23 protein-coding genes are annotated in these 24,698 nt (G+C 67.5%); 9 read left to right on the top strand and 14 right to left on the bottom strand.

Annotation, left to right across the window (positions count from 1 at the left end):
* Positions 1-22: 22 nt before the first annotated feature.
* Both AC2EWF_RS14980 and pmbA read right to left on the bottom strand, forming a co-directional pair.
* On the bottom strand, positions 23-400 hold the full coding sequence (locus AC2EWF_RS14980) for a DUF4870 domain-containing protein (protein ID WP_483640179.1): 378 nt from the start codon (positions 398-400) through the stop codon (positions 23-25).
* A gap of 88 nt (positions 401-488) precedes the next feature.
* The gene (gene pmbA / locus AC2EWF_RS14975; RefSeq protein WP_483640178.1) at positions 489-1,856 is read right to left on the bottom strand and encodes a metalloprotease PmbA; all 1,368 of its coding nucleotides are present in this window, start codon (positions 1,854-1,856) and stop codon (positions 489-491) included.
* A gap of 119 nt (positions 1,857-1,975) precedes the next feature.
* Between pmbA and AC2EWF_RS14970 the strand changes: the two genes are divergently transcribed.
* Together AC2EWF_RS14970 and yjgA are read left to right on the top strand one after the other, a co-directional pair.
* A complete protein-coding gene (locus AC2EWF_RS14970) occupies positions 1,976-2,230 on the top strand; it encodes a DUF1653 domain-containing protein (protein WP_483640177.1) in 255 nt (84 codons plus the stop codon).
* The gene (gene yjgA / locus AC2EWF_RS14965) at positions 2,227-2,760 is read left to right on the top strand and encodes a ribosome biogenesis factor YjgA (protein WP_483640176.1); all 534 of its coding nucleotides are present in this window, start codon (positions 2,227-2,229) and stop codon (positions 2,758-2,760) included. Before AC2EWF_RS14970 ends, yjgA begins: the two co-directional genes overlap by 4 nt.
* A 70-nt stretch (positions 2,761-2,830) precedes the next feature.
* Here yjgA and AC2EWF_RS14960 read toward each other — a convergent pair whose 3' ends face one another.
* Both AC2EWF_RS14960 and AC2EWF_RS14955 read right to left on the bottom strand, forming a co-directional pair.
* Positions 2,831-3,784, bottom strand: coding sequence for a Nudix family hydrolase (locus tag AC2EWF_RS14960; RefSeq protein ID WP_483640175.1), 954 nt, complete (start codon positions 3,782-3,784; stop codon positions 2,831-2,833).
* 28 nt (positions 3,785-3,812) lie between these two features.
* Positions 3,813-4,301 (bottom strand): dihydrofolate reductase, encoded by a 489-nt coding sequence (locus tag AC2EWF_RS14955; protein WP_483640174.1) that lies wholly within the window; start codon positions 4,299-4,301, stop codon positions 3,813-3,815.
* A gap of 103 nt (positions 4,302-4,404) precedes the next feature.
* Between AC2EWF_RS14955 and AC2EWF_RS14950 the strand changes: the two genes are divergently transcribed.
* Entirely contained in the window at positions 4,405-5,424 is a 1,020-nt protein-coding gene (locus AC2EWF_RS14950; RefSeq protein ID WP_483640173.1) for a hypothetical protein, read from the top strand.
* Here the strand turns inward: AC2EWF_RS14950 and AC2EWF_RS14945 are convergent.
* Together AC2EWF_RS14945 and lgt are read right to left on the bottom strand one after the other, a co-directional pair.
* A complete protein-coding gene (locus AC2EWF_RS14945) occupies positions 5,402-6,196 on the bottom strand; it encodes a thymidylate synthase (RefSeq protein WP_483640172.1) in 795 nt (264 codons plus the stop codon). The genes AC2EWF_RS14950 and AC2EWF_RS14945 overlap by 23 nt on opposite strands.
* A complete protein-coding gene (gene lgt / locus AC2EWF_RS14940; protein ID WP_483640171.1) occupies positions 6,193-7,095 on the bottom strand; it encodes a prolipoprotein diacylglyceryl transferase in 903 nt (300 codons plus the stop codon). The genes AC2EWF_RS14945 and lgt overlap by 4 nt, the downstream gene beginning before the upstream one ends.
* A 143-nt stretch (positions 7,096-7,238) precedes the next feature.
* Between lgt and AC2EWF_RS14935 the strand changes: the two genes are divergently transcribed.
* Positions 7,239-9,197 carry an alpha/beta hydrolase family protein gene (locus AC2EWF_RS14935; protein WP_483640170.1) on the top strand — a complete coding sequence of 653 codons (1,959 nt, stop codon included), beginning with the start codon at positions 7,239-7,241 and terminating at the stop codon, positions 9,195-9,197.
* Positions 9,198-9,817: 620 nt separating this feature from the next.
* The gene (locus AC2EWF_RS14930; protein ID WP_483640169.1) at positions 9,818-12,886 is read left to right on the top strand and encodes a TonB-dependent receptor; all 3,069 of its coding nucleotides are present in this window, start codon (positions 9,818-9,820) and stop codon (positions 12,884-12,886) included.
* Between the two features lie 181 nt (positions 12,887-13,067).
* On the opposite strand, the gene AC2EWF_RS14925 is transcribed toward AC2EWF_RS14930, so the two are convergent.
* Genes AC2EWF_RS14925 through AC2EWF_RS14910 form a run of 4 tightly spaced genes read right to left on the bottom strand, consistent with a single transcriptional unit; the run spans position 13,068 to position 15,508 of the window.
* Positions 13,068-13,571, bottom strand: a complete 504-nt coding sequence (locus tag AC2EWF_RS14925; RefSeq protein ID WP_483640168.1) for a TPM domain-containing protein — start codon at positions 13,569-13,571, stop codon at positions 13,068-13,070.
* A gap of 1 nt (position 13,572) precedes the next feature.
* Complete coding sequence (locus tag AC2EWF_RS14920) at positions 13,573-14,454, bottom strand: TPM domain-containing protein (protein ID WP_483640167.1); 882 nt, start codon at positions 14,452-14,454, stop codon at positions 13,573-13,575.
* 1 nt (position 14,455) lies between these two features.
* Positions 14,456-15,076, bottom strand: a complete 621-nt coding sequence (locus tag AC2EWF_RS14915; protein WP_483640166.1) for a LemA family protein — start codon at positions 15,074-15,076, stop codon at positions 14,456-14,458.
* 57 nt (positions 15,077-15,133) lie between these two features.
* Positions 15,134-15,508: a diacylglycerol kinase gene (locus tag AC2EWF_RS14910; protein ID WP_483640165.1), complete on the bottom strand. Its 375-nt coding sequence runs from the start codon at positions 15,506-15,508 to the stop codon at positions 15,134-15,136.
* 220 nt (positions 15,509-15,728) lie between these two features.
* On the opposite strand from AC2EWF_RS14910, the gene AC2EWF_RS14905 reads away from it, so the two are divergent.
* The 3 genes from AC2EWF_RS14905 to AC2EWF_RS14895 are packed head-to-tail and all read left to right on the top strand — an operon-like array spanning position 15,729 to position 19,202.
* On the top strand, positions 15,729-17,276 hold the full coding sequence (locus tag AC2EWF_RS14905) for a peptide MFS transporter (protein WP_483640164.1): 1,548 nt from the start codon (positions 15,729-15,731) through the stop codon (positions 17,274-17,276).
* Between the two features lie 14 nt (positions 17,277-17,290).
* Positions 17,291-18,565 (top strand): ATP-binding protein, encoded by a 1,275-nt coding sequence (locus tag AC2EWF_RS14900; RefSeq protein ID WP_483640163.1) that lies wholly within the window; start codon positions 17,291-17,293, stop codon positions 18,563-18,565.
* Between the two features lie 46 nt (positions 18,566-18,611).
* Complete coding sequence (locus AC2EWF_RS14895; protein ID WP_483640162.1) at positions 18,612-19,202, top strand: response regulator transcription factor; 591 nt, start codon at positions 18,612-18,614, stop codon at positions 19,200-19,202.
* An 82-nt stretch (positions 19,203-19,284) separates the two neighbouring features.
* Here AC2EWF_RS14895 and AC2EWF_RS14890 read toward each other — a convergent pair whose 3' ends face one another.
* The 3 genes from AC2EWF_RS14890 to AC2EWF_RS14880 form a co-directional block, all read right to left on the bottom strand.
* On the bottom strand, positions 19,285-20,343 hold the full coding sequence (locus AC2EWF_RS14890) for an isoaspartyl peptidase/L-asparaginase family protein (RefSeq protein ID WP_483640161.1): 1,059 nt from the start codon (positions 20,341-20,343) through the stop codon (positions 19,285-19,287).
* A gap of 70 nt (positions 20,344-20,413) precedes the next feature.
* Positions 20,414-21,709 (bottom strand): M56 family metallopeptidase, encoded by a 1,296-nt coding sequence (locus AC2EWF_RS14885; protein ID WP_483640160.1) that lies wholly within the window; start codon positions 21,707-21,709, stop codon positions 20,414-20,416.
* Complete coding sequence (locus AC2EWF_RS14880) at positions 21,696-22,067, bottom strand: BlaI/MecI/CopY family transcriptional regulator (protein ID WP_483640159.1); 372 nt, start codon at positions 22,065-22,067, stop codon at positions 21,696-21,698. Before AC2EWF_RS14880 ends, AC2EWF_RS14885 begins: the two co-directional genes overlap by 14 nt.
* Before the next feature lie 168 nt (positions 22,068-22,235).
* Between AC2EWF_RS14880 and AC2EWF_RS14875 the strand changes: the two genes are divergently transcribed.
* A complete protein-coding gene (locus AC2EWF_RS14875) occupies positions 22,236-23,594 on the top strand; it encodes a 3-oxoacid CoA-transferase (RefSeq protein ID WP_483640158.1) in 1,359 nt (452 codons plus the stop codon).
* Between the two features lie 107 nt (positions 23,595-23,701).
* Here AC2EWF_RS14875 and AC2EWF_RS14870 read toward each other — a convergent pair whose 3' ends face one another.
* Positions 23,702-24,685, bottom strand: a complete 984-nt coding sequence (locus AC2EWF_RS14870) for a sensor histidine kinase (RefSeq protein ID WP_483640157.1) — start codon at positions 24,683-24,685, stop codon at positions 23,702-23,704.
* Positions 24,686-24,698 lie beyond the last annotated feature (13 nt).

Below are 24,698 nucleotides of genomic sequence, written 5' to 3'. Positions count from 1 at the left end.
TTCGTGCCGGTCAGACCACGATTCAGTTCACCAGCCGCAAGGCGAACGGATAGCGGTAGCTGCCGTCCGAGCTGACCTTGACCGCGGCGACGATGCACAGGACCAGGTTCGCCAGCCACAGCAGCCAGGTCAGCAGGACACCGATCACGATGATGGTGAGGATCCAGCAGATCACGTAGCCGATCAGCACGGTGATCTGGAAGTTCAGCGCCTCCCTGGCCTCCTTCACCAGATAGGCCTTGTCGGCGCGATCCTTGTGCATCAGCCACACGATCAGCGGCACGATCACGCTGAAGATGAAGCCCGATAGATGGGTGAGCATGGCCAGGTTGCGATCGTCGCTGCTCGCCTCGGTGGCGACGGACGGTGACGGCGGCATCTGGTCCGACGGTGTACTCATGGGCAATCCTCCCGATGGGTGGACCGCGCGCGGCAGACGGCCGGCGTTGCGCGGACGGGTCAAACGCCTGCGCAGCATGCCGCAGGAATCACTCGCCCGCCACTGTCATCCGGCCCAGCAGGATCGAGCCGCAGAGGATGTGCGAGCGCGGGTCGATGTCCGCGCCCGTCGCCACGATGCCCGCGTACATGTCTCGCAGGTTCGCGGCGATGGTGATCTCCTCGACCGGATGCACGATGACGCCGTTCTCCACCCAGAAGCCGGCCGCACCGCGCGAATAGTCGCCGGTGATCGTGTTCACGCCCTGCCCCATCACCTCGGTGACCAGCAGGCCCGTGCCCAGCCGGCGCAACATGCCGGCGAAATCGCTGGCTTCGCCGTCTGCGGCACCCGGCGCCACCACCAGGTTGTGGATGCCGCCGGCGTTGCCGGTGGATTCGAGCCCGAGTTTGCGCGCTGAATAGCTGCCCAGCACGTAGCGCGCCAGCACGCCGCCTTCCACCAGCGCGCTGTCGCGCGTGGCCACGCCTTCCGCGTCGAAGTTGCCGGAGCCGTGGCCGCGCCTGAGGCGCGGCCTCTCGTCAATGCACAGCCACGACGGCATGATCGCCTTGCCGGCATGGTCGAGCAGGAAACTGGCGCGGCGATACAGCGCGCCGCCGCTCACCGCACCGACCAGATGGCCGACCAGCCCGCGTGCGATCTCCGGCGCGAACAGCACCGGGCATTCGCGGGTGGACAGGCCACGCGCGTCGAGCCGCGCCAGCGTGCGTTCGGCGGCCTTGTCCCCCAGCGCCTGCGCGCCCATGAAATCGTCGGCGCTGCGCACACTGTCATACCAGTAGTCGCGCTGCATGCGCTCGCCCTCGCCCGCGATCAGCGACAACGACAGCGAATGCCGGGTGCCGCGCTCGCGCCCGACGAAGCTGTGCGAGTTCGCGTACACCGACAGGCTCTCGCCCATCTGCACGCCGGCACCGTCGGAGTTCGTGATGCCCGCATGCGCGCGGCCGGCCTGCTCGATGCACCGGCCCAGCTCGATCGCGCCCACGGTGTCGATGGCCCACGGGTGCCACAGGTCGAGGTCGGGGAAATCGGTCGCCATGCGCCCGGCATCGGCCAGCCCGGCGCAGGGGTCTTCCTCGGTGAACCTGGCGATGGCGCAGGCCTGGTCCAGCGTGGCCTGGATCGAATCGGGGTGGAGGTCGGCGGTGCTGGCCGAGCCCTTGCGCCGGCCGAAGTAGACGGTGAGGCCGAAGCCACGGTCGCGGGTGTGCTCTACCGTCTCCACCTCGCCCAGCCGCACGTTCACGCTGAGCCCGGTGTCGATGCTGGCGGCCACCTCGGCGGCGCTGGCGCCGGCGGCGCTGGCGCGGCGTATCACGTCGCCGGCAAGCTCGGCGAGACGATCCAGGTCTTCAAGGCTGCGGTCGGTACGGGCGGCGATCTCGCTCACGGGAGGCTCTCAGGCAAATCAACGGGCCGGATTCAAACGGGTAGAATGCACGATCCGCGCCGTGCCGTCTCCAGATGGGGGCGTCACGGCCCACCCGCAACGCCTCGCGGAGCCCGCGCATGTCGGTCGTTCCCGGCTTCTACCGCCACTACAAAGGCCAGCGCTACCGCGTGCTGGGCACCGCCCGTCACAGCGAGACGCAAGAGTCGCTGGTGGTGTACCAGGCGCTGTACGGCGAGCACGGCCTGTGGGTGCGCCCTGCGGCGATGTTCGCCGGGAGCCTGCTGGTGGATGGCGCGCGGATACCCCGCTTCGCACTGGAACAGGCCGACCTTGGCTTGCCCGAAAACCCGGGCCCGCTGGAAAACCCATGAATCGCAACTACACCGACGACCCCGGGCACGACTACGGTCCCACCCGCACCCAGCAACGGCGCGATGCGCTGGCCGTGCTGGAGCTGGCCGGCCAACTGGTCGAACTGCCGCCGGCGCGGCTGGCGAAGCTGGAGCTGCCCGACGACGTGCGCGACGAGATCGCCCACGTGCGCCGCATCACTTCGCACATCGCGCGCAAGCGCGAACTGGCCTTCCTCGCCAAACTGATGCGCCGCCACGACAGCACCGCCTTCGACGCGGTGCGCGCCGCGCTGGGCGAGAACCGCGACCGCCAGCGCCAGGAAACCGCCGCGATGCACCGGCTGGAAGCGCTGCGCGAGCGCCTGCTGGGCGAGGACGGCGACGAGGCGACCTCCGCACTGATCGAGCAGCATCCCGAAATCGATCGCCAGCACCTGCGCGCGCTGATCCGCCAGGCGCGTGTCGAGAAGGCCGCGCCGAACAAGCCGCCGCGCGCCTATCGCGAACTGTTCCAGCTGCTGAAATCGCTCCCGGAAGACGACGCGTAGGAGCGCGCCCCCAGTGCGAATGCTCTGGCGCTTGATCGAAGCGGAAAGCTTTCGCGCACAAGGTGCGCTCCTACGATGCGGACCAGAACCCGCGTATTCCCGCCACGCCTTGCGCGCCCATTGCATGCGCCTGCGCCCGTTGTGCCGGCGCCATGCCGCCCAGCGCATACACGGGCATCGCGGCTGCTTCCGCCAGGGTCTGGAAAGCCGTCCAGCCCAGCGGCTGCGCCTTCGGATGGCTGGCGGTGGCCATCACCGGCGATACGGTGGCGAAATCCGCCTCCAACCGCAGCGCCTGAGCCAGTTGCAGGGCATCGTGGCAGCTGGCGCCGACGGCCTGTTGCGGCGGGAGCGGCCGCTCTTCCAGCGAGGCCAGTTGTGCACCGGTCAGATGCACCCCGATGCCGAGTGCCTGCGCGCCCTCGATATCCGCATGGAGCAGAAACCGCGCGCCGCGCCTGCGCGCCAGCGGCAACAGTGACTCGGCGAACCCGCGCACTTCATCGCGCGGCCAATGCGGCAGGCGCAGCTGCAGCAGCCGCTCGCCCGCTTCGATGGCGCGGGCGATCCGCCCGAGCCACGCGTCGCGCTGCGCCGGCAACACGTCGGCCGGCGTGATGAGGTAATGCGGCGGCAGGCGCAGCGCCTGCAGGATCGCGCGGTCGGCCGGCGCCAGCGTGGCCGGTTCCACCTGCATCGGCAGGCGCCATTGCAGCCCCTGCCCCTCGAGCGCGCGCGGCTCGCCGCGCCACCGTGTCACGCGCCAGGCGTCCAGCAGCAGCTCGCGTTCGCGATAGCGCCAGGGCACGCGGATCAGCGGCGCGGCCTCGACCAGCGCGATGCCCAGCTCCTCGTCGAGTTCGCGGGCCAGCGCCGCCAGCGGCGCCTCGCCGGGTTCGCGCTTGCCGCCTGGGAATTCCCACAAGCCCGCGAGGTGCTTGCCCGCGGGGCGCTCGGCCAGCAGCACGCGTCCCTCGCCATCGAGCAGCGCACCGGCCAGCACGTGCAGCGGCGCGGTGCTCACCGGGGAATCCTGGAACAGGTATCCGGGCTCAACTGCCGCGCACGTACTCGACCATGTCGAAATCGTAGGCGTGCTCCGCGTCCTTCTTGTGGTGCACGCGCGAAACCTCGGTCCACTCGCTGAAATGCACGCCTGGGAAGAAGGTGTCGGCACCGTCGATCGCCGCGCTGACCCAGGTGAGGTACAGCCTGCGCGCCAGCGGCAAGGCCTCGCGGAATACCTGGCCGCCGCCGATCACCATCAGGCCGGTGTGGTCGCAGCGCGCCTGCGCCTCGTCGATCGAGCGCACGGTGACCTGGCCGGGAAACGGCGCCTCGTGCCGGCGCGACAACACCAGGTTGGTGCGATCCGGCAGCGCACGGCCAATCGACACCGCGGTGTTGTAGCCCATCAGCACGTACTTGCCCGTGGTGAGCTGCTTGAACCAACGCAGGTCGTCCGGCAGGTGCCAGGGCAGCTGTCCCTTGCGGCCGATGGCGAAGTTCTCGTCAAGCGCGGCGATCAGCGAAATGGCCATCTTGGCTCCAGGCAGGAAGTCACGGGATCTAACGGCATATGCGGCGGCGCGGCGCGGCGGCTCACAATACCGCCTATTGTAGCGATTCGTGGGGATGACGAGCATGGTTATCGCAGCAGGACTCCTCGCCGCGGCGGCGCTGGCCGCCGATCCGGCGGCCACGGCAGGCACCGCGCCCCAAGTGATGCCGACCGTGTATGAAGCCGGGCACTTCTATGCGGTGCCCGAAACCCGCGACGGCCAGCGGCTGAAGCTGGTGGTCGATACCGGCGGCGGCGGTGGCGGCGGCCTGTACTGGATCAGCGGAGCCGCGGCGAACCGGCTGCACCTGCAAACCCGCGATTGCGCCTCGGGCGGCAGCCACCTGACCGTGGCCCCGCTCCCGGACTATCGCCCCGGCCACGCCCTGCCGCCGCCGGATTCCGGCTTCTGTGGCGCTGTGGTGTTGGTGAACCCGCGCGGCGATGTCACCCCCGACGACGGCCAGCTCGGCGCCGGCTATCTGCCCCGCCATGTGTGGACTTTCGACTATCCCGCCCAGCGCCTCACGCTGCAAGGCTCGGCCTGGCGTCCGGATCGCGCCGCACATCCCGTCCCGCTGGGCTTTCCGCGCGACGGCGACGGTCGGCCAACCGACGGCTTTGCCCGCATCGTCATCCGGGTGGACGACCAGCCGCTGGATATGTTGCTGGATACCGGCGCCACCGCGCATCCCACCGCAGCGGGCAAGCAGGCCAGCGGAACACCTACGGTCAACGGCTACGGCGTCGCCAGCTACATCACCCGCAGCGTGCTGGAGCGCTGGCACAAGACACATCCAGGCTGGCGCGTGGTGGAAGGAGGCGACGACTTGCTCGGCCCGAAAGCCGCCTCACGCATGATCGAGGTGCCGGATGTGGAGATCGGCGGCTGGTCGGTGGGCCCGGTCTGGTTCACCGAACGTCCTGACCGCAATTTCGGCGCCAAGGGCATGTCGAAGTACATGGACCGCGCCGTGACGGGAGCCGTCGGCGGCAACGTCTTCGAGCACTTCGTGATGACCATCGACTACCCGCACGCCACCGCCTACTTCCGCTGCGCGCGCGGCTGCAGGACCGCCGCTATACCGCCACCGGCGCCTTGATCGCCGGATGCGGATCGTAGCCCTCGATGGCAATATCCTCGAAACGGAAGTCTTCCAACCGGCGCACGTCGGGGTTCAGCGCCAGCCGCGGCAACGGTCGCGGTTCGCGCGAGAGCTGCAGCCGCGCCTGCTCCATGTGGTTGTTGTACAGGTGCGCATCGCCCAACGTGTGCACGAAGTCGCCCACGCCCAGCCCGCAGACCTGGGCCACCATGTGGGTGAGCAAGGCATAGCTGGCGATGTTGAACGGCACGCCGAGGAAGATGTCGCCCGAGCGCTGGTAGAGCTGGCAACTAAGCTTTCCGTCCGCCACGTAGAACTGGAACAGCGTGTGGCAGGGCATCAGCGCCATCTTCGGCAGCTCGCCGACGTTCCAGGCGCTGACGATCAACCGTCGCGAATCGGGGTTGCGGCGGATCTCGTCCACCACCCAGCGGATCTGGTCCACCGCGCCGCCGTCGGCCGTGGGCCAGGCGCGCCACTGCTTGCCGTAGACCGGGCCGAGGTCGCCGCGCGCGTCGGCCCATTCGTCCCAGATACTGACGCCGTGCTCCTTGAGGTAGGCGATGTTGGTGTCGCCGCGCAGGAACCAGATCAGCTCGTGGACGATGGACTTGATGTGCAGCTTCTTGGTAGTGACCAGCGGAAAGCCTTCGGCGAGGTCGAAGCGCATCTGCCAGCCGAACACGCTGCGCGTGCCGGTGCCGGTGCGGTCGGCTTTTTCCGTGCCGTGCTCCAGCACGTGGCGCAGCAGGTCGAGATAAGCCTTCATTTGCCGTCCTTGACCGGCATCGCCACTTCGTACAGCCGCAGGGTGGGCGCGCGGCGCGACAGCCACAGCAGCCAGATGCCCACGGCAATCAGCGGCAACGACAGGATCTGCCCCATCGTGAGCCAGCCGAACGCGAGGTAGCCGAGCTGGATGTCGGGCAGGCGCACGAATTCCACCGCGAAACGGAAGCAGCCGTACATCAGCGCGAACAGGCCGGAGACCAGGTAACGCGGCCGCGGCTTCATCGACACCAGCCACAGCACGGCGAACATCACCACGCCTTCCAGCGCCATCTCGTACAGCTGCGAAGGCTGGCGCACCAGGCCACCGAACTGCGCCAGCTGTGCCTGCCAGGCCGGATGCGTGGCCACGTAAGTCACGTCCTCGCCATGCGAGTGGGGAAAGATCATGCCCCACGGCAGGTGGGTGGGCTTGCCCCACAGCTCGCCATTGATGAAGTTGCCCAGCCTGCCCAGGCCCAGGCCGATCGGCACCAGCGGTGCCACGAAATCCACCGTATCCATGAAGTGCAGCTTGTGCCTGCGCGACCACCACAGCCCCGCCGCCAGCACGCCGAGCAGGCCGCCGTGGAAGCTCATGCCGCCGTCCCATACCTTGAACAGCGCCAGCGGATCGGTCCAGATCCAGCGCAGGCCGCCGGCGTAGTAGAACAGCATGTAGCCGATCCGGCCGCCCGCGATCACGCCCATCATGCCGTAGAAGAACAGGTCGCCCAGCGCATCGCGCGTCACCGGCAGGCGACCCTTGCGGCGCCGGTACTCGCCCAGCGCTGCGGCGCTGAAGAATCCCACCAGGTACATCAACCCGTACCAGTGCACCTGCACCGGGCCGAGATGGAATGCGATCGGATTGATATCGACGACGAGGGGCTGCGTCATGCGGTCAGGGGTCAGTCAGGCAAGGCCGCCAGTGTACCGGGACAAGGCGCGACAGGGCGGCTAGACTGCCCGGGGTCCGGTCAGCCAAGGTGCAGGGGAGCATCCGCCACGACCGGGTCATGCCAACAGGGGGAGCAAGGATGATGTCTTTGCGCAAGTTGGGCGCCGCGCTGCTCGCGGCGTGCCTGGGGTTGCCCGTCGTCGCGGCGGCAACCGACCTGATTCCGGTGGAAAGTTTCGCCCGCCACGCCAACATGTCGATGCCGCGGTTGTCGCCCGACGGCCGGCACATCGCGCTGCGCATGGAGGACGGCAGCAGCCATGCGCTGGTGATCTTCGATGTCGCCGACATGAGCCGGCCGGTCAGCATGCTGCGCATGCCGGTAACCGAGTTGCCGATCAACGTGGCCTGGGTCAGCCCGACCCGGCTGGTGGTGGAGAAAGGCAAGCTGCTCGGCTCCATCGACCGGCCCGTGGGCACCGGCGAGATCCTCGCCACCAACGTGGACGGTAGCCACCAGGACTACCTGTACGGCTACCAGGCTGGCTACGGCAGCCGCGGGGACACCCGCCAGGCCGACGACGGCTGGGGTTCGATCGACGGGTTGCCGCCGCAGGCCAACGGCCATTTCTACCTCGGCGCCCAGCTCTGGAACGACGAGAACCACAGCCGCCTGTACGACATCGACGCCGTGCGCAACGTGCGCCACATGATCGGGGACATAGGCGTGGGCGGACTCAGCTTCCTGGTGAGTCCCGAAGGCAAGGCGGAATTCGCCTTCGGCACGAACACCCACTTCGAGTACGTGGCCTACCAGCGCATCGGCGACGGCTGGGCGCAGCTGGGCAAGGCGCAGACAGGCAAGCTCTTCGCCCCGTTCGCCACGGCCCCGGACGGCCAACACGTCTATGCAAAGTACAGCGCCAGCGGCGGCCCGAGCGAGCTGATCGAACAGCAACTGGACGGCGCCGACCGCAAACTGCTGGCGAAGGACGACTTCGGGAGCATCGGCAACACGCAGTGGACCGCGCCGCCGCTGCAGCCGTTCGCGGTCATCACCTCGACCGGCACCCCACGCGCGATCTACGTCGATCCCACCCTGCCGGCGGCGAAGCTGTACATGGCGATCAGCCAGAAATTCCCCGGCGAGTTCGTCGACTTCATCAACTACAGCGAGGACGGCCGCGAGCTGCTGTTCTCCGTAAGCAGCGACCGCGATCCGGGCACGTACTACCTGATCGACACCGAGCACTACAAGGTGCGCAAGCTGTTCGCGGCGGCGCCGTGGATCGATCCGGCGAAGATGGCCGAGCGTGTGCCGATGCGCTTCAAGGCCACCGACGGCATGGAGCTGGAAGCCATCCTCACCGTACCCAACGGCGTGCCGATGGAAAAGCTGCCGATGGTGCTGTTGCCGCACGGCGGCCCGCATGGCGTCAGCGACGATTGGTTCTTCGACTGGGACGCGCAATTCCTTGCCAGCCGCGGCTACCTGGTGCTGCAGGTGAACTACCGCGGTTCCGGCGGCCGCGGTGTGAACTTCGAACAGGACGGCTACCTCAAGTGGGGCACGCGCATCCAGCAGGATTTGATCGATGGCGTGAAGTGGGCCGAACAGCAGCAATACGCCGACCCCGACCGGGTCTGCGTGTACGGCGGCAGCTTCGGCGGCTACTCGGCGTTGATGTCGGTGATCCGCGCGCCGAAGCTGTTCAAGTGCGCGGTCGGCTACGCCGGCATCTACGACCTGGCGATGATGTACAAGAAGGGCGACATCCGGGAGCGGGCTTCCGGCAGGAACTACCTCGCCAACGTGATCGGCAATGACGCAGCCGTGCTGTCCGCCAACTCGCCCGACCAGCTCGCGGCGCAGATCGACGTGCCGGTGCTGCTGATCCACGGCGAAGCCGACCAGCGCGCCCCGTTCGCCCAGGCCAAGGCGATGCGTGCCGCGCTGGATGCCGCGCACAAGCCTTACGAATGGATGGCCAAACCCGGCGAAGGCCATGGTTTCTATACCGAAGCCAACAACGTGGAACGCCTGAACCGCATCCAGGACTTTCTGGCCAAGTACATCGGCAAGGGCGCCACTCCGCCCTGATCCCGCAACCCGCCTGATCCGCGACAGGAAGGCGCTTCGGCGCCTTCCTTGTTGCACGCGCCAGGCCGCGCCGCCGTGCGGTCGTCCGCCCGCCGGGTGCGGGCCACGGACCACCCTCGCCCACCGTTCGCCAACCACCTCGAGGCATGTTGCGCCGTTGCCGCGCATGCCTCCGCCGCGCGCGGATGAACGAAAGAACGGGCAACGCGCAAGCCGCGGATCGCATGCCATCGATCCGCCCGCTTCCGTGCGCTCCCGCGGTGCGGCCAGTCACTGCCTTCTCCCGGTAATACCGCCCCATCCCGCTGCAAGCGAGGCGAATGCCGCTGTGCGAGGGACCCGCCAGGGCGGCGACCCAGCCCGGGCAAGGCGCCGCGACATACGCAGGCGAATCGCAAGATATTGTTGAATCTCCGTTATGAGCAAGTTATGTTGCGATGCCAACGCAAGAACATGCGAGCGCCTTCGACGAATCCCGTACTCCACCCGTGTGGCCAGCTGCCTGCAGCTAGCCAGGGTTGATGCAGCGTCAGGCGTGCGCAACCGCATGAACCTGCGTCGCTTTCAGCTTTGGGGAAGTCCTCCGGCCCAGCCGGAACCACTTGGGGAGTACGTACTAAATGAGCAATTGCACTTCCTTCTCGACCCGCCAGCTGCGTCGCACGGCCCTGGCGCTGAGCCTCGGCCTGGGGCTGGGCCTGGTCGGCACTTCAGCGCTGGCGCAGAACGTCACCGGCGCCATCTTCGGCCAGGTCTCGGGGCAGCACGGCGACACCGTGACCATCCGCAACGTCAACACCGGCTTCGAGCGCTCGATCCCTGTGGACAGCGCAGGCCGTTACCGCATCAGCTCGCTGCCGGTCGGCGACTACACGGTCACGCTGCAGAACAACGGCCAGGCCGTCAGCTCGCGCGACCATGTAATGGTGACCATCGCAGGCGGCACGGAAGTTTCGTTCGGCGCACCGGCCAGCGCCGCCAGGACGCTGGAAGGCGTCTCGGTGGTGGCTTCCGCGCTGCCGGCAATCGACGTCTCCTCGGTCGACACCCGCACCGTGATGACGGCGGAGCAGTTGTCGAAACTCGCGGTGGGCCGTGATATCTCGTCCGTCGCCCTGCTGGCACCCGGGGTCATCCAGGGCTCCAGCTATGCCGCTGCCCCCAGCTTCGGTGGCTCCGCCGCATCCGAGAACGCCTATTACATCAACGGCTATCCGACCACCAACCCGCTCAGTTCGATCGGTTTTTCGAACCTGCCGTTCGATGCCATCGACCAAGAACAGGTGCTCACCGGCGGCTATGGCGCCGAGTTCGGCCGTTCCACCGGCGGCGTGATCAACATCGTGACCAAGCGCGGCACCAACAAATGGAAGGCCGGCGTCTACTCGGTCTGGTCACCGGAATCGCTGCGCTCCACCCCGCAGAACATCAACTTCGCGAATACCGGTTTCTATGGCCCCGGCACCAAGGCGCCGACCGACGGCACGCTTTACCTGAATCGCGCGCATGCGCAGTACTGGACGTCCACGGTGGGCGCCTATGTCAGCGGACCGCTGATCGAGGACAAGCTGTTCTTCTACGCCGACCTGGAAATGAATCGCCAGGAAGGCAGCAGCGTCCGCTACTACTCGAACTCCTCGGCCTCGCAGCTTGCGCAAAGCTGGAACGACTACTCCTACAAGAAGCCGCGCTGGACGGCGAAGATCGACTGGAACATCAACGACAGCAACATCCTCGAGCTGACGGGTGTCTCCGACAAGACACAGTACGACGCCAGATACTCGCCCTACAGCTACGTCAGCGACAGCCATACCGACACCCAGACCGGCGGTTCCTATACCAAGGACGGCGGCGAGTTGTACGTCGGCAAGTACACCGGCTATCTCACCGACAGCCTGACCCTGACCGCGCTGTACGGCACCCAGCAAATCGACCATTACAACGCCCCCTGGCACTACGACGCCAGCTGCCCGTACATCTCCTCCAGCTCGCTGACGCAGGCGCCGGGCCTGAACTACACAAGCTGTCAGATGACCACCGCCAAGGTGCTGGTGCCGAAGGCGCACGACAAGACCTACGGCGGCCGCCTCGACCTCGAATACCGCATCGGCGATCACGACATCCGCGTGGGCCTGGACAAGCAGACGGCGCTGTCGCTGACCGGCAGCGCCTACCCGGGCGGTTACGGTTGGATCTACGGCTGGCAGGCGAAGCCGGGGGATCCGATCGACGCGGGCCACGGCGTCGGCTCGCCGGCCGCGGCGGGCGGCCTGGGATCGCAGGGCTACTACGTCGAGCGCTACTACAGCACCCAGCTCGCCAACGTGAAGACCCAGCAGTCCGCGCAGTACGTCGAAGACCGCTGGCAGGTGAACGATCGCGTGCTGCTTTCGCTCGGCCTGCGCAACGAACAGTTCACCAACTACAACGGCAACAATCAGTCGTTTGCGTCCCAGCGTCACCAGCTGGCACCGCGCCTGGGCGTGTCGTGGGACGTGTTCGGCGACTCCATGCTGAAGGTGTTCGCCAACGCGGGCCGCTACCACCTGGCCATGCCGAACAACGTCGCCGTGCGCGGCGCCTCCGGCTCGCTGATCACCAGCGAATACTTCACCTACACCGGCGTCGACCCGAAGACCGGAGCGCCCACGGGTCTCAATCCGGTCGCCGTGGACCGCAGCAAGGGCTACACCTGCGGCAACACCAATGCGATCTCGTCCAACCTCGAGTGCGGCGAAGCACCGGATCCGCGCACGGTAGCCGCCAAGGGCATGAAGTCGCACTTCCAGGACGAGTACATCCTGGGCGCCGAGTACCAGCTTTCGCCGAGTTATATCGTCGGCGCCAAGGCCACGGTGCGCAAGCTGCGCAGCGCGATCGACGACACCTGCACGCCGGCACTGGGTGGTCGCTGCTTCCTGTTCAACCCCGGTGTGGCGAACACCTTCCTGGAAGAGCAGGCCGATGGCAGCTTCACCGAGGTGACCTACTCCAACGCCCAGCTGGGCTTCCCCCGGCTGAAGCGCAAGTACGCGGCACTGGACATGTTCGTGGAGCACCCGTTTGCCGACAGCTGGTACGGCAAGATCGAGTACACGTTCTCGCACAACTATGGCAACACGGAAGGCCAGCTGGCCTCGGACCTGGACACCGGCACCGGCGGCCAGTCGGACGTGTCGACGACGCAGGATTGGGACTTGCCGCAGCTCATGGTCGGTGCAAACGGCTCGCTGCCGAATGATCGCAAGCACCAGATCCGTGCGTTCGGCTACTACCAGCTCAGCAAGGAATGGCGTTTGGGCGCCACTGCGCAAATCGCCTCCGGACGCCCGCTCAGCTGCACCAGCTTCTGGCCCGACCCGACGGCCAAGGTCTACAACGGCTCGTACTACCACTATTGCGGCCTGCCGATCGCCGGCTCCACCGGCTACGTGTACACGCCGCGCGGCACCAGCGGCCACACGCCGTGGACCTACAAGCTGGATCTGAACGTGGCGTACTCGCCGGCGTGGGCGGACAACAAGCTCACCTTGCAGATGGACGTATTCAACATCTTCAACAAGCAGACGCCGCTGTACTACAACACGCGCTACGCCAGCAATCGCTCGACGGTGAACCCGCTGTACATGCGTGTACTGGATTACTCCAGCCCACGCACGGTTCGCTTCACGGCGCGTTACGACTTCTAAGCTGTCGTTGCGGAGGAACCTGCACCCGGCCGGTCCTTCGTGCCGGGCGCACTCCCCCAAGCCGCCGAAGCGAACCGGCGGCTTTTCTATTCATTGCATGCGGAGATATCGGTGCCGGCCTGTCCGCGCCGACCGGTGCAAGGCTGCAGGCTCTCCCGGTTTGCGAGCCGCCCGGCCAAGGTCACAGCAGCACTGGCCGATCCGGCAACTCGTCGGGACGCGGCTTGCCGTCGCCGGGGAAGTGCCGCCGCAGCAGTGCATGCACGTCGGCGATGCCCCGCAGGCTCCCTTCGCGCCATTGGCCGCGCGCATAGGCGTCGCGCATGTGGGCGCAGACTTCCGCCCATTCGTCCGGCGCCACGTGGCGGGCGATGCCGCGGTCGGCGACGACTTCGATGCGGTGCTCGGCCAGCAGCACGTAGAGCAGCACGCCGTTGTTGTGTTCGGTATCCCAGATGCCGAACTGGCCGAAGAGCTGGCGCGCGCGGGTTGGCGCATCCAGACCGGACAGCACGGCCAGCGGCGACAGCCGCGACTCCACGACCAGCCGCACTTCGCCGCGATGGGTGCGCTCGCCGTCCGCCACCGCTACCGCGATCTCGTCCAGCAGGCCGGCGGGAAACCGCTGGCGGAGCTGGAACCAGCCTTCGCCGAGGTTCATCAGCAGGCGTCGCAGGCGCGCCATCTCACCAGCTCCCCGAGGCGCCGCCGCCGTTGAAGCTGCCGCCGCCTCCGCTGAATCCGCCACCGCCGCCGAAGCCACCGCCACCACCGAAGCCCCCGCCCCCCCAGCCGCCGAAACCGCCCCAGCCGCCACCGCCGATCGAGCGGCCCGCCCCGGCAGGAAGCAACATCAGGAGGCCGCCCACGATGCCGCCGAAAATGCCCATGCCCACCGAGGCCATCAGCCAGAACAGGCCGCCGATGACCAGCCCGCCCAGCGGTGCGCGCACGAAGGCATGCGTGCGCCCGAGCACGCCGCGCAGGAAGATCCACGCGAAGAAACCGACACCCAGCAGGCTGTTGAGATCCAGGCCACGGTGCTCGTGCGGCGAGCCTTGCACCGGTGGCGGCAGCGGCTCGCCGTCGATCAGCAGGGTGAGCGCGCCCACCGCGTCGCTGATGCCGCCGTCGTAGTCGCCGGTGCGGAACTTCGGCGCCAGGTACTCACGGATGATGCGCGCCGCGGCCGCGTCGGGAATCGCCCCCTCCAGCCCCGGCCCCACCTCGATGCGCACCTGATGGTCGTCCTTGGCGATAAGCAGCAGCACGCCGTCGTCGATGCCCTTGCGGCCCACCTTGTTCGCCATCGACACGTCCAGCGAGTAGCTGTCGATGTCCTGCGGCTTGGTGCTGCCCACCATCAGCACCACCAGTTGCGCACCCTTGGCCTTCTCCAGCGCCACCAGCCGCGCGTCGAGCTGGTCGACCTGTTGCGCGCTCAAGGTGCCGGTGAGGTCGGTGACGTGCCGCGCGAGCTTCGGCACCGCGGCGTCGGCAAGCAGCAGCGCCGGCAGCAGCAACGCCGCCAACAGCACCCACAGCGCCCGCAGGCCGCGCGATGTCATCTCAACGGGCCGAGGCGGCGGGAGCCAGCGCAGCGCCGCCGAAGTCGACCTTGGGCGCGGTGGAGATCGCCTGCTCGTTCTGCACGCTGAAGTTCGGCTTCACGGTGTAGCCGAACATCTTGGCGGTGAGGTTGTTCGGGAAAGTGCGGATCAGCCCGTTGTACTGCTGCACCGCCTGCACATAGCGCTGGCGCGCCACGGTGATGCGGTTCTCGGTGCCCTCCAGCTGCGCCTGCAGGTTCTGGAACAGGCCGTCGGCCTTGAGGTTGGGATAATTCTCGCTCACCGCCATCAGGCGCGACAGCGCATTGCCCAGCTGACCCTGCGCGGCCTGGAACTTCGCCAGCGCGGCGGGGTCGTTCGCCAGCTCCGGCGTCACCTGGATGCTGCCCACCTTGGCGCGCGCCTCGGTCACCTCGGTGAACACCTTCTCTTCGTGCTGGGCATAGCCCTTCACCGTGGCCACCAGGTTCGGCACCAGGTCGGCGCGGCGCTGGTACTGGTTGAGCACTTCCGACCACGCGGCCTTGACCGCCTCGTCCTGCCGCTGCATGGCGTTGTAGCCACAGCCGGTGAGGGCGACGGCGAGCAGCAACAGCACGAGATTGCGCAGCAGTTTCATGGCAGGTCTCCGTTCCGGTGAGGCGATCATTGCAGCATTCCACGCCGGGCCGCGCAATCAGAGAAAGCGGCCGCCCAGCACCAGCATCCAGCTCAGCACCATCAGCACCAGCAGCAGGAACACCGCGGCCGAACCCATGTCCTTGGCGCGGCCGGCCAGCTCGTGGAATTCGGGGCTGACCTTGTCCACCACGGCCTCGATCGCGGAGTTGAGCAATTCGGCCGACAGCACCAGGAAGGCGGGCGCCACCAGGGCGAGTTTCTCCAGCGCCCCCTGCCCCAGCCACAGGCCCAGCGGAATCAGCACCACCGCCAGCATCGCCTCCAGCCTGAACGACGCCTCGTGCCGCCAGCCCGCGCGCAGGCCCAGCATCGACCAGCGGAAGGCGTTCCAGAGCTGGCGCGGATTGCCGCGGAATCCGTGACTGGGCATGAGGAAGCAATCTCCGGCAAATGACGCCCCGTACTGCGGGATCGGACGGCGATGATGCCACAGGCCGGCTGACGCTCTGCGACCGTGCGCCGCGATATTGCGCCGCAGCGAAGCCGGCGTAATGGATGGGGTACGCTTCATCGGTTGTGGCTGCGCTCGGCGCCACGACTCGCCGGTCGCGCCCGCGCGGCCGTTGTACTCCTCAGCTCGGAATCGATGCATGGCAACCCAGAATCCACCCGTTTCGCAAACACGGTCGTTCAGTACCGTCTTCCTGATCGAGATGTGGGAGCGCTTCGGCTTCTACGGCATGCAGGTGCTGATGGTCACCTACATGATGAAGAAGCTGGGCTTCGTCGACACCCGCGCCAACCTAGTATGGGGTGCGGCGGCAGCCCTGATCTACGCCACGCCCGCGATCGGCGGCTGGGTCGGCGACAAGCTGATCGGCACCCGCCGCACCATGCTGGTAGGCGCCATGGTGCTGACGCTGGGCTATGCGATGCTGTGGATACCGTCGGGCAACCCCACCCTGCTGTACTGCGCGCTGGGCGTGATCGTGGTGGGCAACGGCTTCTTCAAGCCCAACGCCGGCAATCTGGTGCGCAAGATCTACGAAGGCGACGACACCAAGATCGACAGCGCGTTCACCATCTATTACATGGCGGTGAATGTCGGCTCGATGCTCTCGATGACCGCCACGCCATGGATCCGCGACCACGTGGCCAGCCACTACGGCGACAGCTGGGGCTGGCACACTGCCTTCGGCGCCTGTGCGGTGGGACTGGTGCTGGGCCTGGTCAACTACTCCCTGATGCACCGTACCCTGGAGCACATCGGCGCGCCGGCGGACGCGCAGCCGGTGAAGCCGGCCCGCGCGCTCGCGCTCCTGGGCGCCTCGCTGCTGATGGTGCTGGTGGTGGCCTTCATTCTGCAGAGCCTGCTGGCCGCCAAGATCTGCGTCTACCTCGCCGGCCTGGTGATCCTCGGCATCTTCGTGCACCTGATCCGCAGTGCGGAGCACACCGAGCGTGCCGGCCTGATCGCGGCCCTGGTGCTCACCGTGCAGACCATCTTCTTCTTCATCTTCTATGCGCAGATGGCGACTTCGCTGAACCTGTTCGCGCAGAAGAACGTGAACCTGGCGATGAACATGTACTTCTTCCATATCACCTGGATCCCCGAGCAGTACCAGAACCTCAACGCGATCTGGATCGTGCTGCTCAGTCCGGTACTTGTGTGGATCTACAACGGGCTCGGCCGCATCGGCAAGGATCCCTCGGTGGCGGCCAAGTTCGCCTGGGGCTTCGGCGCGGTGGCGGCTGGCTTCTTCATTTATGGCATCGGCGCGATCTGGGCGGTGAACGGCCAAGTATCCTCGTGGACCATGGTCTGGGGCTACGGACTGTATTCGCTGGGTGAGCTGCTGGTGTCCGGCCTGGGCCTGGCGATGATTGCCCGCTACGTGCCGGCGCGCATGGGCGGCTTCATGATGGGCGCCTATTACGTCGCCGTGGGCATCTCCCAGTACCTGGGCAGCGTGGTGGCCAACTACGCGCACATCCCCGAAGGCCTCTCCAACCCGGTGCAGTCGCTGGACATCTATACCAACCTGTTCAACAAGCTCGGCATGGTCGGCGTCGGTTGCACCGCAATCGCGCTGGCCGTGCTGCCGCTGATGACGAAGCTGTCGGCCAGCCATGCCGGCGCTGCCGAGCATCACGAACCGCTGCCCGCCGTGCGCAGCGAGGAGTTCGATACGCCCTGATCCGGCCGGCTCGCATGTCGCATCGCCCGATCAAGAACCGCATCGGCCCGTTTGCACTGACGCGCGCGCTGGCCTGGCTGCGGCTGTGCGCGATCGGCGGGCAGAGCGTGGCCGTGCTGGTCTGCGCGCTCTGGCTGCGGCTGGCAATACCGCTGCTCCCGCTGCTGGCCTGCATCGGCCTGCTCGCGGTGTTCTCGGTGCTGGCGGCGTGGCGGCTGGGCCGGCCCTGGCCGGTGAGCGAGTCGGAGACCATCGCCCACGTCGGCGTCGACACTCTGGTGCTGGGCGTGCTGCTGTACTTCACCGGCGGCGCCAGCAACCCCTTCGTCACCTTGCTGCTGGTGCCGATCGCGCTCTCCGCCGCCGCGCTGTCGATCCGCGCCATCCTCGCGGTGGCCGCCATCGCCGGCGCCGCCTATCTACTGCTGCTGCGCTGGTACGTGCCGCTGCCGGTGCTGGATGGCATGCACGACCACGGCTATTCGCTGCACGTGATCGGCATGGGCGTGAACTTCGTCATCATGGCGCTGCTGCTGGGCTTCTTCATCAACCGGCTCGCACGCGCGCTGCGCATGCAGCAGCTGGCGACGCAACGCGTGCACGAGCGCGCGCTGCGCGACGAGGGCATCCTCGCCATCGCCACCCAGGCCGCCGGCGCGGCGCACGAGCTCAACACGCCGCTGTCGACCATGCGCACCCTGCTGCCCGAGCTGCGCCGCGAGCATGCCGGCGACGCCGGACTGGCCGAGGACCTCAGCCTGCTCGAAGGCCAGGTGGACCGCTGCCGCGACATCCTGCGCGAGATGGTGGCCTTCGGCCAGGCTCAGCTCTCGCAGGAGCCCGAGCGGATCGACGTGGCGCAGTTCCTGCACGGCTGCACCGAGCGCTTCCAGTTGCTGCGCCCCGAAGCCGAGCTGGAGCAGCAGCTGGACGAAGACACCGCGCGCCTGCCGCTGCGCGTGCCGCCCGGCCTGCGCCACGCGCTGCTGAACCTGCTGAACAACGCCGCCGACGCGTCCGCCCTGCGCGACTCGCGCGAAGTGCTGCTGCAGGTGGAACGCGAAGGCGAGTGGCTGCAATTCCTGGTGATCGACCGCGGCCCGGGCTTCGCCAGCACCGAAGGCAACGCGCGGCTGGGCCAGTCGCAGAAGCAGACCGGCCTGGGCATCGGCCTCACCCTCGCCGTGGCCACCGCCGAGCGCCTCAGCGGCGAGCTGGAGGCGCGCAACACCGGCGACGGCGCCGTGGTCTGCCTGCGCCTGCCGCTGGCGGTGATTTCGCGGCGTTGAGCCGCGTGCGGCAAAATGGGCGCTGTCGATCCGCCGGAACCCCTGCATGAACGAGCCAACCCATCCTTCCTCCGCACGCCCCCTGCTGCTGGTGGACGACGATGCCACCTTCGTGCGCGTGCTGAGTCGTGCACTGACCTCGCGCGGCTTCGACGTGATCTCCGCCACTAACCTCGGCGACGCGCGCATGCTGGCGCGCCGCCACCAGCCGCGCCATTGCGTGCTCGACCTGAAACTCGGCGAGGAAAACGGCCTGCGCCTCATTCCCGAGCTGCACACGCTGGTGCCCGACATGCGCATCCTGCTGCTGACCGGCTATGCCTCGATCGCCACCGCGGTGGAGGCGATCAAGCGCGGTGCGCACGACTACCTGGCCAAGCCGGTGGACGCCGACGCGGTGGTGCGTGCACTGCTCGACGGCGACAACGGCGCGGAAGGCGACGACGAGGACCTGCCCGACGCTCCCGAGGCGCCGCTGGCGTTGCGGCGGCTGGAGTGGGAGCACATCCAGCGCGTGCTCACCGAATGCAGCGGCAACATCTCCGAGACCGCGCGCCGGCTCGGCATGCACCGGCGCACCCTGCAGCGCAAGCTGGGCAAGCACCCGGTGCGCGAACGGCCCGATGGCGAGGCTTGAGCAGCCATAGGAGGGCGCACCCTGTGCACGAGATCTTTTTGGCAGGCCCCGACCGAGCGCGATTGGTGCACGGAGTGCACTGCTACGGCTCGTCGCCGGCATCGTCCGTGCTGGCAGCCGGCGCGGGCGGCGCGGAGCTGCCGTCGTCCTCGTCGCCGTAGATCGCCACGTGCGGCACGCCGCTGGCATCGATCCAGCCGCGGTACATGCCGTCGGTGTTGAACGGGATCGCGATGTTGCCGTGCGCATCCAGCGCGATCGCGCCGCCGTTGCCGCCCAGCGCGGGGATCTCCTGGTTGATCACCACCGCCGCGGCGCGCTTGACTGGCACGCGCATCTGGCTCACCTGCATGCAGATCGCATGCGCCGCCACGGTGCGGATGTAGTACTCGCCCCAGCCTGTACCCGACACCGCGCAGTCGCTGTTTGCATAGGTGCCCGCGCCGATGATCGGCGAGTCGCCGATGCGACCCCAGCGCTTGTCGGTCATGCCTCCGGTGGACGTGCCGGCGGCAAGGTGGCCTTGCGCGTCCAGCGCCACCGCGCCCACGGTGCCGAAGTGCTTCGCGGCCTCCTCGTCTTCGTGCGGCTTGCCTGCATCGTCTTCCTTCAGCGCCTTCTGCAACTGCTGCCAGCGCTCCTCGGTGCGGAAGTACGACGGATCGACCAGCGGCATGCCGATACTCTGCGCGAATGCTTCGGCGCCCTGGCCGGAGAGCATCACGTAGGGCGTCTTCTCCATCACCGCGCGCGCGAGCAGGATCGGGTTCCTGACGCGCTCGACGCCGGCCACCGCGCCGGCACGGCGCGTGTCGCCGTCCATGATCGCCGCGTCCAGCTCGTTCCTGCCGTCGTGGGTGAACACCGCGCCCTTGCCGGCGTTGAAGTTCGGATCGTCCTCCAGCACCACGATCGCCGCGCTCACCGCATCCACCGCGCTCTTGCCGGCCTTGAGCTGCGCATAGCCGCTTTCCAGCGCCTTCGTCAGCGCCGCGCGTATCGCTTTCTCCTTCGCCGGCGTGAGCTCGCGCTTGACCACCCCGGCGCCGCCGTGGATCACCAGCACGGGCGGTACGGCGGCGTGACTCATCGCGGCGACTCCGAAGGCGGCGAGGACAGGCAACAGGCGGCGCGGCTTCACGGGGCTCTTTCCCTGAGGATCAACGGGGGAAAGTATAGCGAGCCAGCCTGCCGCCCCTGCGTGACGGAGCTCAGCAGCCGATGTTGGGCGTCATGGTGAGTTTGATGCCGGTGAAGCCCCCTTTCCCGCCCTCGGCGCGGCGACCTGTTTCGATAGTGGCTTGCTGTCCCGGCATAGTGCGCACGATCGGGGCCACCGCCTGGTCCAGGCTGCCGCCGCTCAACTGGGTGCGCACTTCGATTTGCCCTTTTGCAGCCGGCACGACCGCAACGCGCCCGCTCCATGGCGGCACACCGGTACTGACTCCATTGATATTCGTGTACTCCCCCGGCTTCAGGCACATTTTCTTGAGGTGCTGGGCGGGGTTGTCGTCGAACGACACGGTCAATTCCAAGGAGTAGCGATCCGGCGTCACCAACGGGCTCCCTTTTGCTGCCGGTGGCACCGTCGCTGCATAGGCTGCTCCTGCCACCGCGCCAACGACCACCATCAGGGCAACGCTGCCTGCGCGACGACGCAGGGCGGGAATGGGCTTCTGGTTCAACATGGCAATACGCTCCGTGAGAGGGTGACGGGGGGACCACGTGCAGCCCACCGGCAGCGCAAGCGCAGCCGATTGGGTTTTCAACATCGCATTCGCATAGCTGCGCCGTTGCATGCCATGTTCGCGCAGCACCACGGCGTCGCACGCCAGCTCCTGATCGTGGCGCAGTGCCGCGAGCGCCCACCACGCCAGAGGATGGCACCAGAACAGCGCTGCGAGCATCTGCGCGAACAGGCACCACCAGCCGTCGCCGCGCTGCGCATGCGCAGCCTCGTGGGCGAGAATCAATGCTTGTTCGATGTCGTCGTAGCGTTCGCGGAAATCGGCAGGCAGCACGATGCGGCTGCGCCATGCGCCGACCAGGGCCGGGCCGGTATCGACGCTGGCGGCGCGCAGCACCGGCCGACCCGATGGTGTGCCGCTGATTGGCGTCGCCCCACGCAACCGGCGTCGATAGCGATGTTGCACCAGTGTTGCAAGCGCGAGCACGACAATGCAGCCGGCCAGCCACAGCAGCAGCGCACCGACACGCCAATCGAAACCGCTGGAAAAATCGGCGGTCGGCGCCGCGGCGCCGACCGCCGAGGTGATCGTGTACACCAGCGGCGGCAGCGGCCTCGAAGACGCGACCGCATGCGGCAGCTGGCTGGCCAGCAACGCCAGCGGCGGCAGCAGCCACAGGTGGAAGGCGCGCTCCGCGCCGAACCAGCGGCGGCACGGCTTGCGCAGGACGGCGACCATCAGCATTGCGGCGGTGAAGGCCAGCAGTGCCAGCCAGCTGCGCGATGCCCATTCCGCCCCCAGCAACTCAAGATTGCCCATCGTCGAGCTCCTTGAGCAGCTTGCGCAGTTCGGCGAGATCTTTCTTCGTGAGCTTCCGCTGCTCGGAGAAGTGCGCCACCAGCGGCGCCACGCGGCCGTCGAACAGCCGGTCCAGCAACCCCTTGCTCTCCTGCGAGACGTATTTCTCGCGGCTCAGCAGGGGCGTGTAGAGGTAGCGGCGGCCATCTTTCTCCGCCCTCACCGCCTTCTTCCTCAGCAGGCGGTTGAGCAGGGATTTCACCGTGCCTTCCTGCCAGTCCTGCGCGGGTCCGACCTCGGCGAGGATCTCCTCGGCGCTGCGCGGTGACCCGCGCCACAACACTTCCATCACCACTGCTTCGGCTTCGCTGATCGCCATGACGCCACCGTTTACGCGTGTAAGTGAAATAATGTTTACACGCGTAAATGATTGCCGTCAAGCGCCCGCCGCCGTGGCCGCGGCAAGCCCTGCTACCTTCGTACAACACGGCCTGGAACCAATCCGTCGTATCCTTGGCAGCCAACTCCCCTGCATGAAGGCAAGGCAATGGACAAGGTCTACGCAACGGCGGCCAAGGCGCTCGACGGCCTGCTGTTCGACAACATGACGCTCGCGGCAGGCGGCTTCGGCCTGTGCGGCATCCCCGAGAACCTGATCGGTGCGTTGCTGGAAGCCGGCACCAAGGGGCTGACCATCGTGGGCAACAACGCCGGCGTGGACGATTTCGGCATGGGACCGCTGCTCAAGACGCGCCAGGTGAAGCGGGTGTACGCCTCCTACGTGGGCGAGAACAAGGAGTTCGAACGGCAGGTGCTGGCCGGCGAACTGGAACTGCACCTGGTGCCGCAGGGCACCCTGGCCGAGAAGCTGCGCGCCGGCGGCGCGGGCATCCCCGGCTTCTACACGCGCACCGCGTTCGGCACCCAGTTGGCCGAGGGCAAGGAGACCAAGGTGTTCGACGGCAGGGAGTACGTGCTGGAGGAAGCCATCCGCGCCGACGTATCCATCGTGAAGGCATGGAAGGGCGACCGCCTCGGCAACCTGGTGTTCCGCGAGACCGCGCGCAACTTCAACCCGATGATCGCCACCTGCGGCAAGGTCTGCGTGGCCGAAGTGGAGGAGCTGGTCGAGGTGGGCACGCTGGACCCGAACAACATCCACGTGCCGGGCATCTACGTCGACCGCATCATCCAGGGGCCGTCGTACGAAAAGCGCATCGAATTCCGCACCATCGCTGGCGCCAACACCGGCAAGGAAAGCCCGATGCGCACCGCGCTGGCTCAGCGCGCAGCGAAGGAGCTGCGCGACGGCTTCTACGTGAACCTCGGCATCGGCATCCCCACGCTGGTGGCCAACTACATCCCTGCAGGCATGGACGTCGTGCTGCAGTCGGAGAACGGCCTGCTCGGCATCGGCCCGTTCCCCACCGAAGAGCAGATCGACCCCGACCTGATCAATGCGGGCAAGCAGACCGTCACCACTCTGCCCGGCTCCAGTTTTTTTTCCAGCGCCGAATCGTTCGCGATGATCCGCGGCGGCCACATCGATCTGGCCATCCTGGGCGGCATGGAAGTCTCGGTCACCGGCGATCTCGCCAACTGGATGGTGCCCGGCAAGATGGTGAAGGGCCCGGGCGGTGCGATGGACCTGGTCAGCGGCGTGCGTCGCGTGGTGGTGCTGATGGAGCACTGCGCCAAGGACGGTTCGCCCAAGATCAAGGAACAGTGCGAGCTGCCGGTCACCGGCAAGGCCTGCGTGGACCTGATCATCACTGACCTCGCGGTGTTCGAGGTGGCCAAGGGCAAGGGCCTCACCCTGGTCGAACTCAACCCGGGCGTGACGCTGGACGAAGTGAAGGCGAAGACCGGCTGCGCGTTCACGGTGAGTCCGGCGCTCGGGCAGTAATCAGGCCCGCGGCAACCCTGCGGCTGCGCACCCTGTGCGCGGATGCTTTTGCTTCGATCAAGCAGCAGGGCATGCACACACGGGCTGCGCCCCGCTCTCGTCGCGTTTCAGGCCGCCACTGGCAAGGTATCCGGGAAACGCACGCGGGCCACACCCGGCTTGCCCGGCGCATGCAGTTCCAGCGGCCAGGCGAAGCGGTCGCTGATGCGCTGGGCGATCGCCAGTTCGAAGCTGAGCCGCTCGTCGCCGGCGCGGATCGATCCGGCTGCACCCGTCACATGGCTCACGGTGATCGCACCGGGCATCACGGTAACCACCACGCGGCCCGCATCGGCATGCTGGCAGGCATCGCGGATCAGCTGCCAGCACAGCACCGAAAAGGCGCGCACGGAACCGTGCAGGGCGAAGCACGCCGGCTCCTCCAGCTGCAGTTCCACCGGCGTACCCGCCATCAGGTCGCGTGCGGTTTCCAGTTCGCGCCGCAACACGTCGTTCACCACGAACCGCTCGGCGCTGCCGCCCGGATCGGACTCGCGCGCGAGGATCAGCAGCACCTCGACCAGCGCCTCCAGCTCGCGCGTGGCGCGGTGGATGCGCCGCACCGAGCGCTGCCCGGATTCTCCGAGACCGGGCTCGTCGGCGAGCATGTCGACCGCCATGCGGATCACCGTGAGCGGCGTGCGCAGTTCATGGCTGGCGTCGCGGGTGAAGTTGCGCTCGCGCTGGCCATAGTCGGCGATGCGCGAGGCGAAGCCATGCAGGCCGTATGCCAGCGCGACAAGGTCGGCATCGGCGTCCTGCGGCAGGCGCTCGGGGCGCAACGCGGCCGGATCGGACAAGCCGTCGTGCCACTCGCGGATGAGCCGCGCCAGCGCGCTCACCGAACGCCATTCGCGGCGCGTGGCCAGCCAGCCCAGGCCGGTGACGATCACGATCACGGCGATCGCCGCCGGCAGGGGCGCCTGGTCATAGGCGCCCATCACGCAGACGATCGCCACCGCTACGAACTGCAGCGAGAACACCCAGGCGATGCGGCGCCGGAAGGCACCGGCGCGGAAGATCGCAGCGCCATCCACTTCTTTTGCATTCATCTACGTTGATGCA

The sequence above is a fragment of the Rhodanobacter sp. sgz306013 genome, assembly GCF_057031145.1.
Note: the sequence above shows the minus strand (reverse complement) of the source record. Positions and strands in the feature narration are given on the sequence as shown.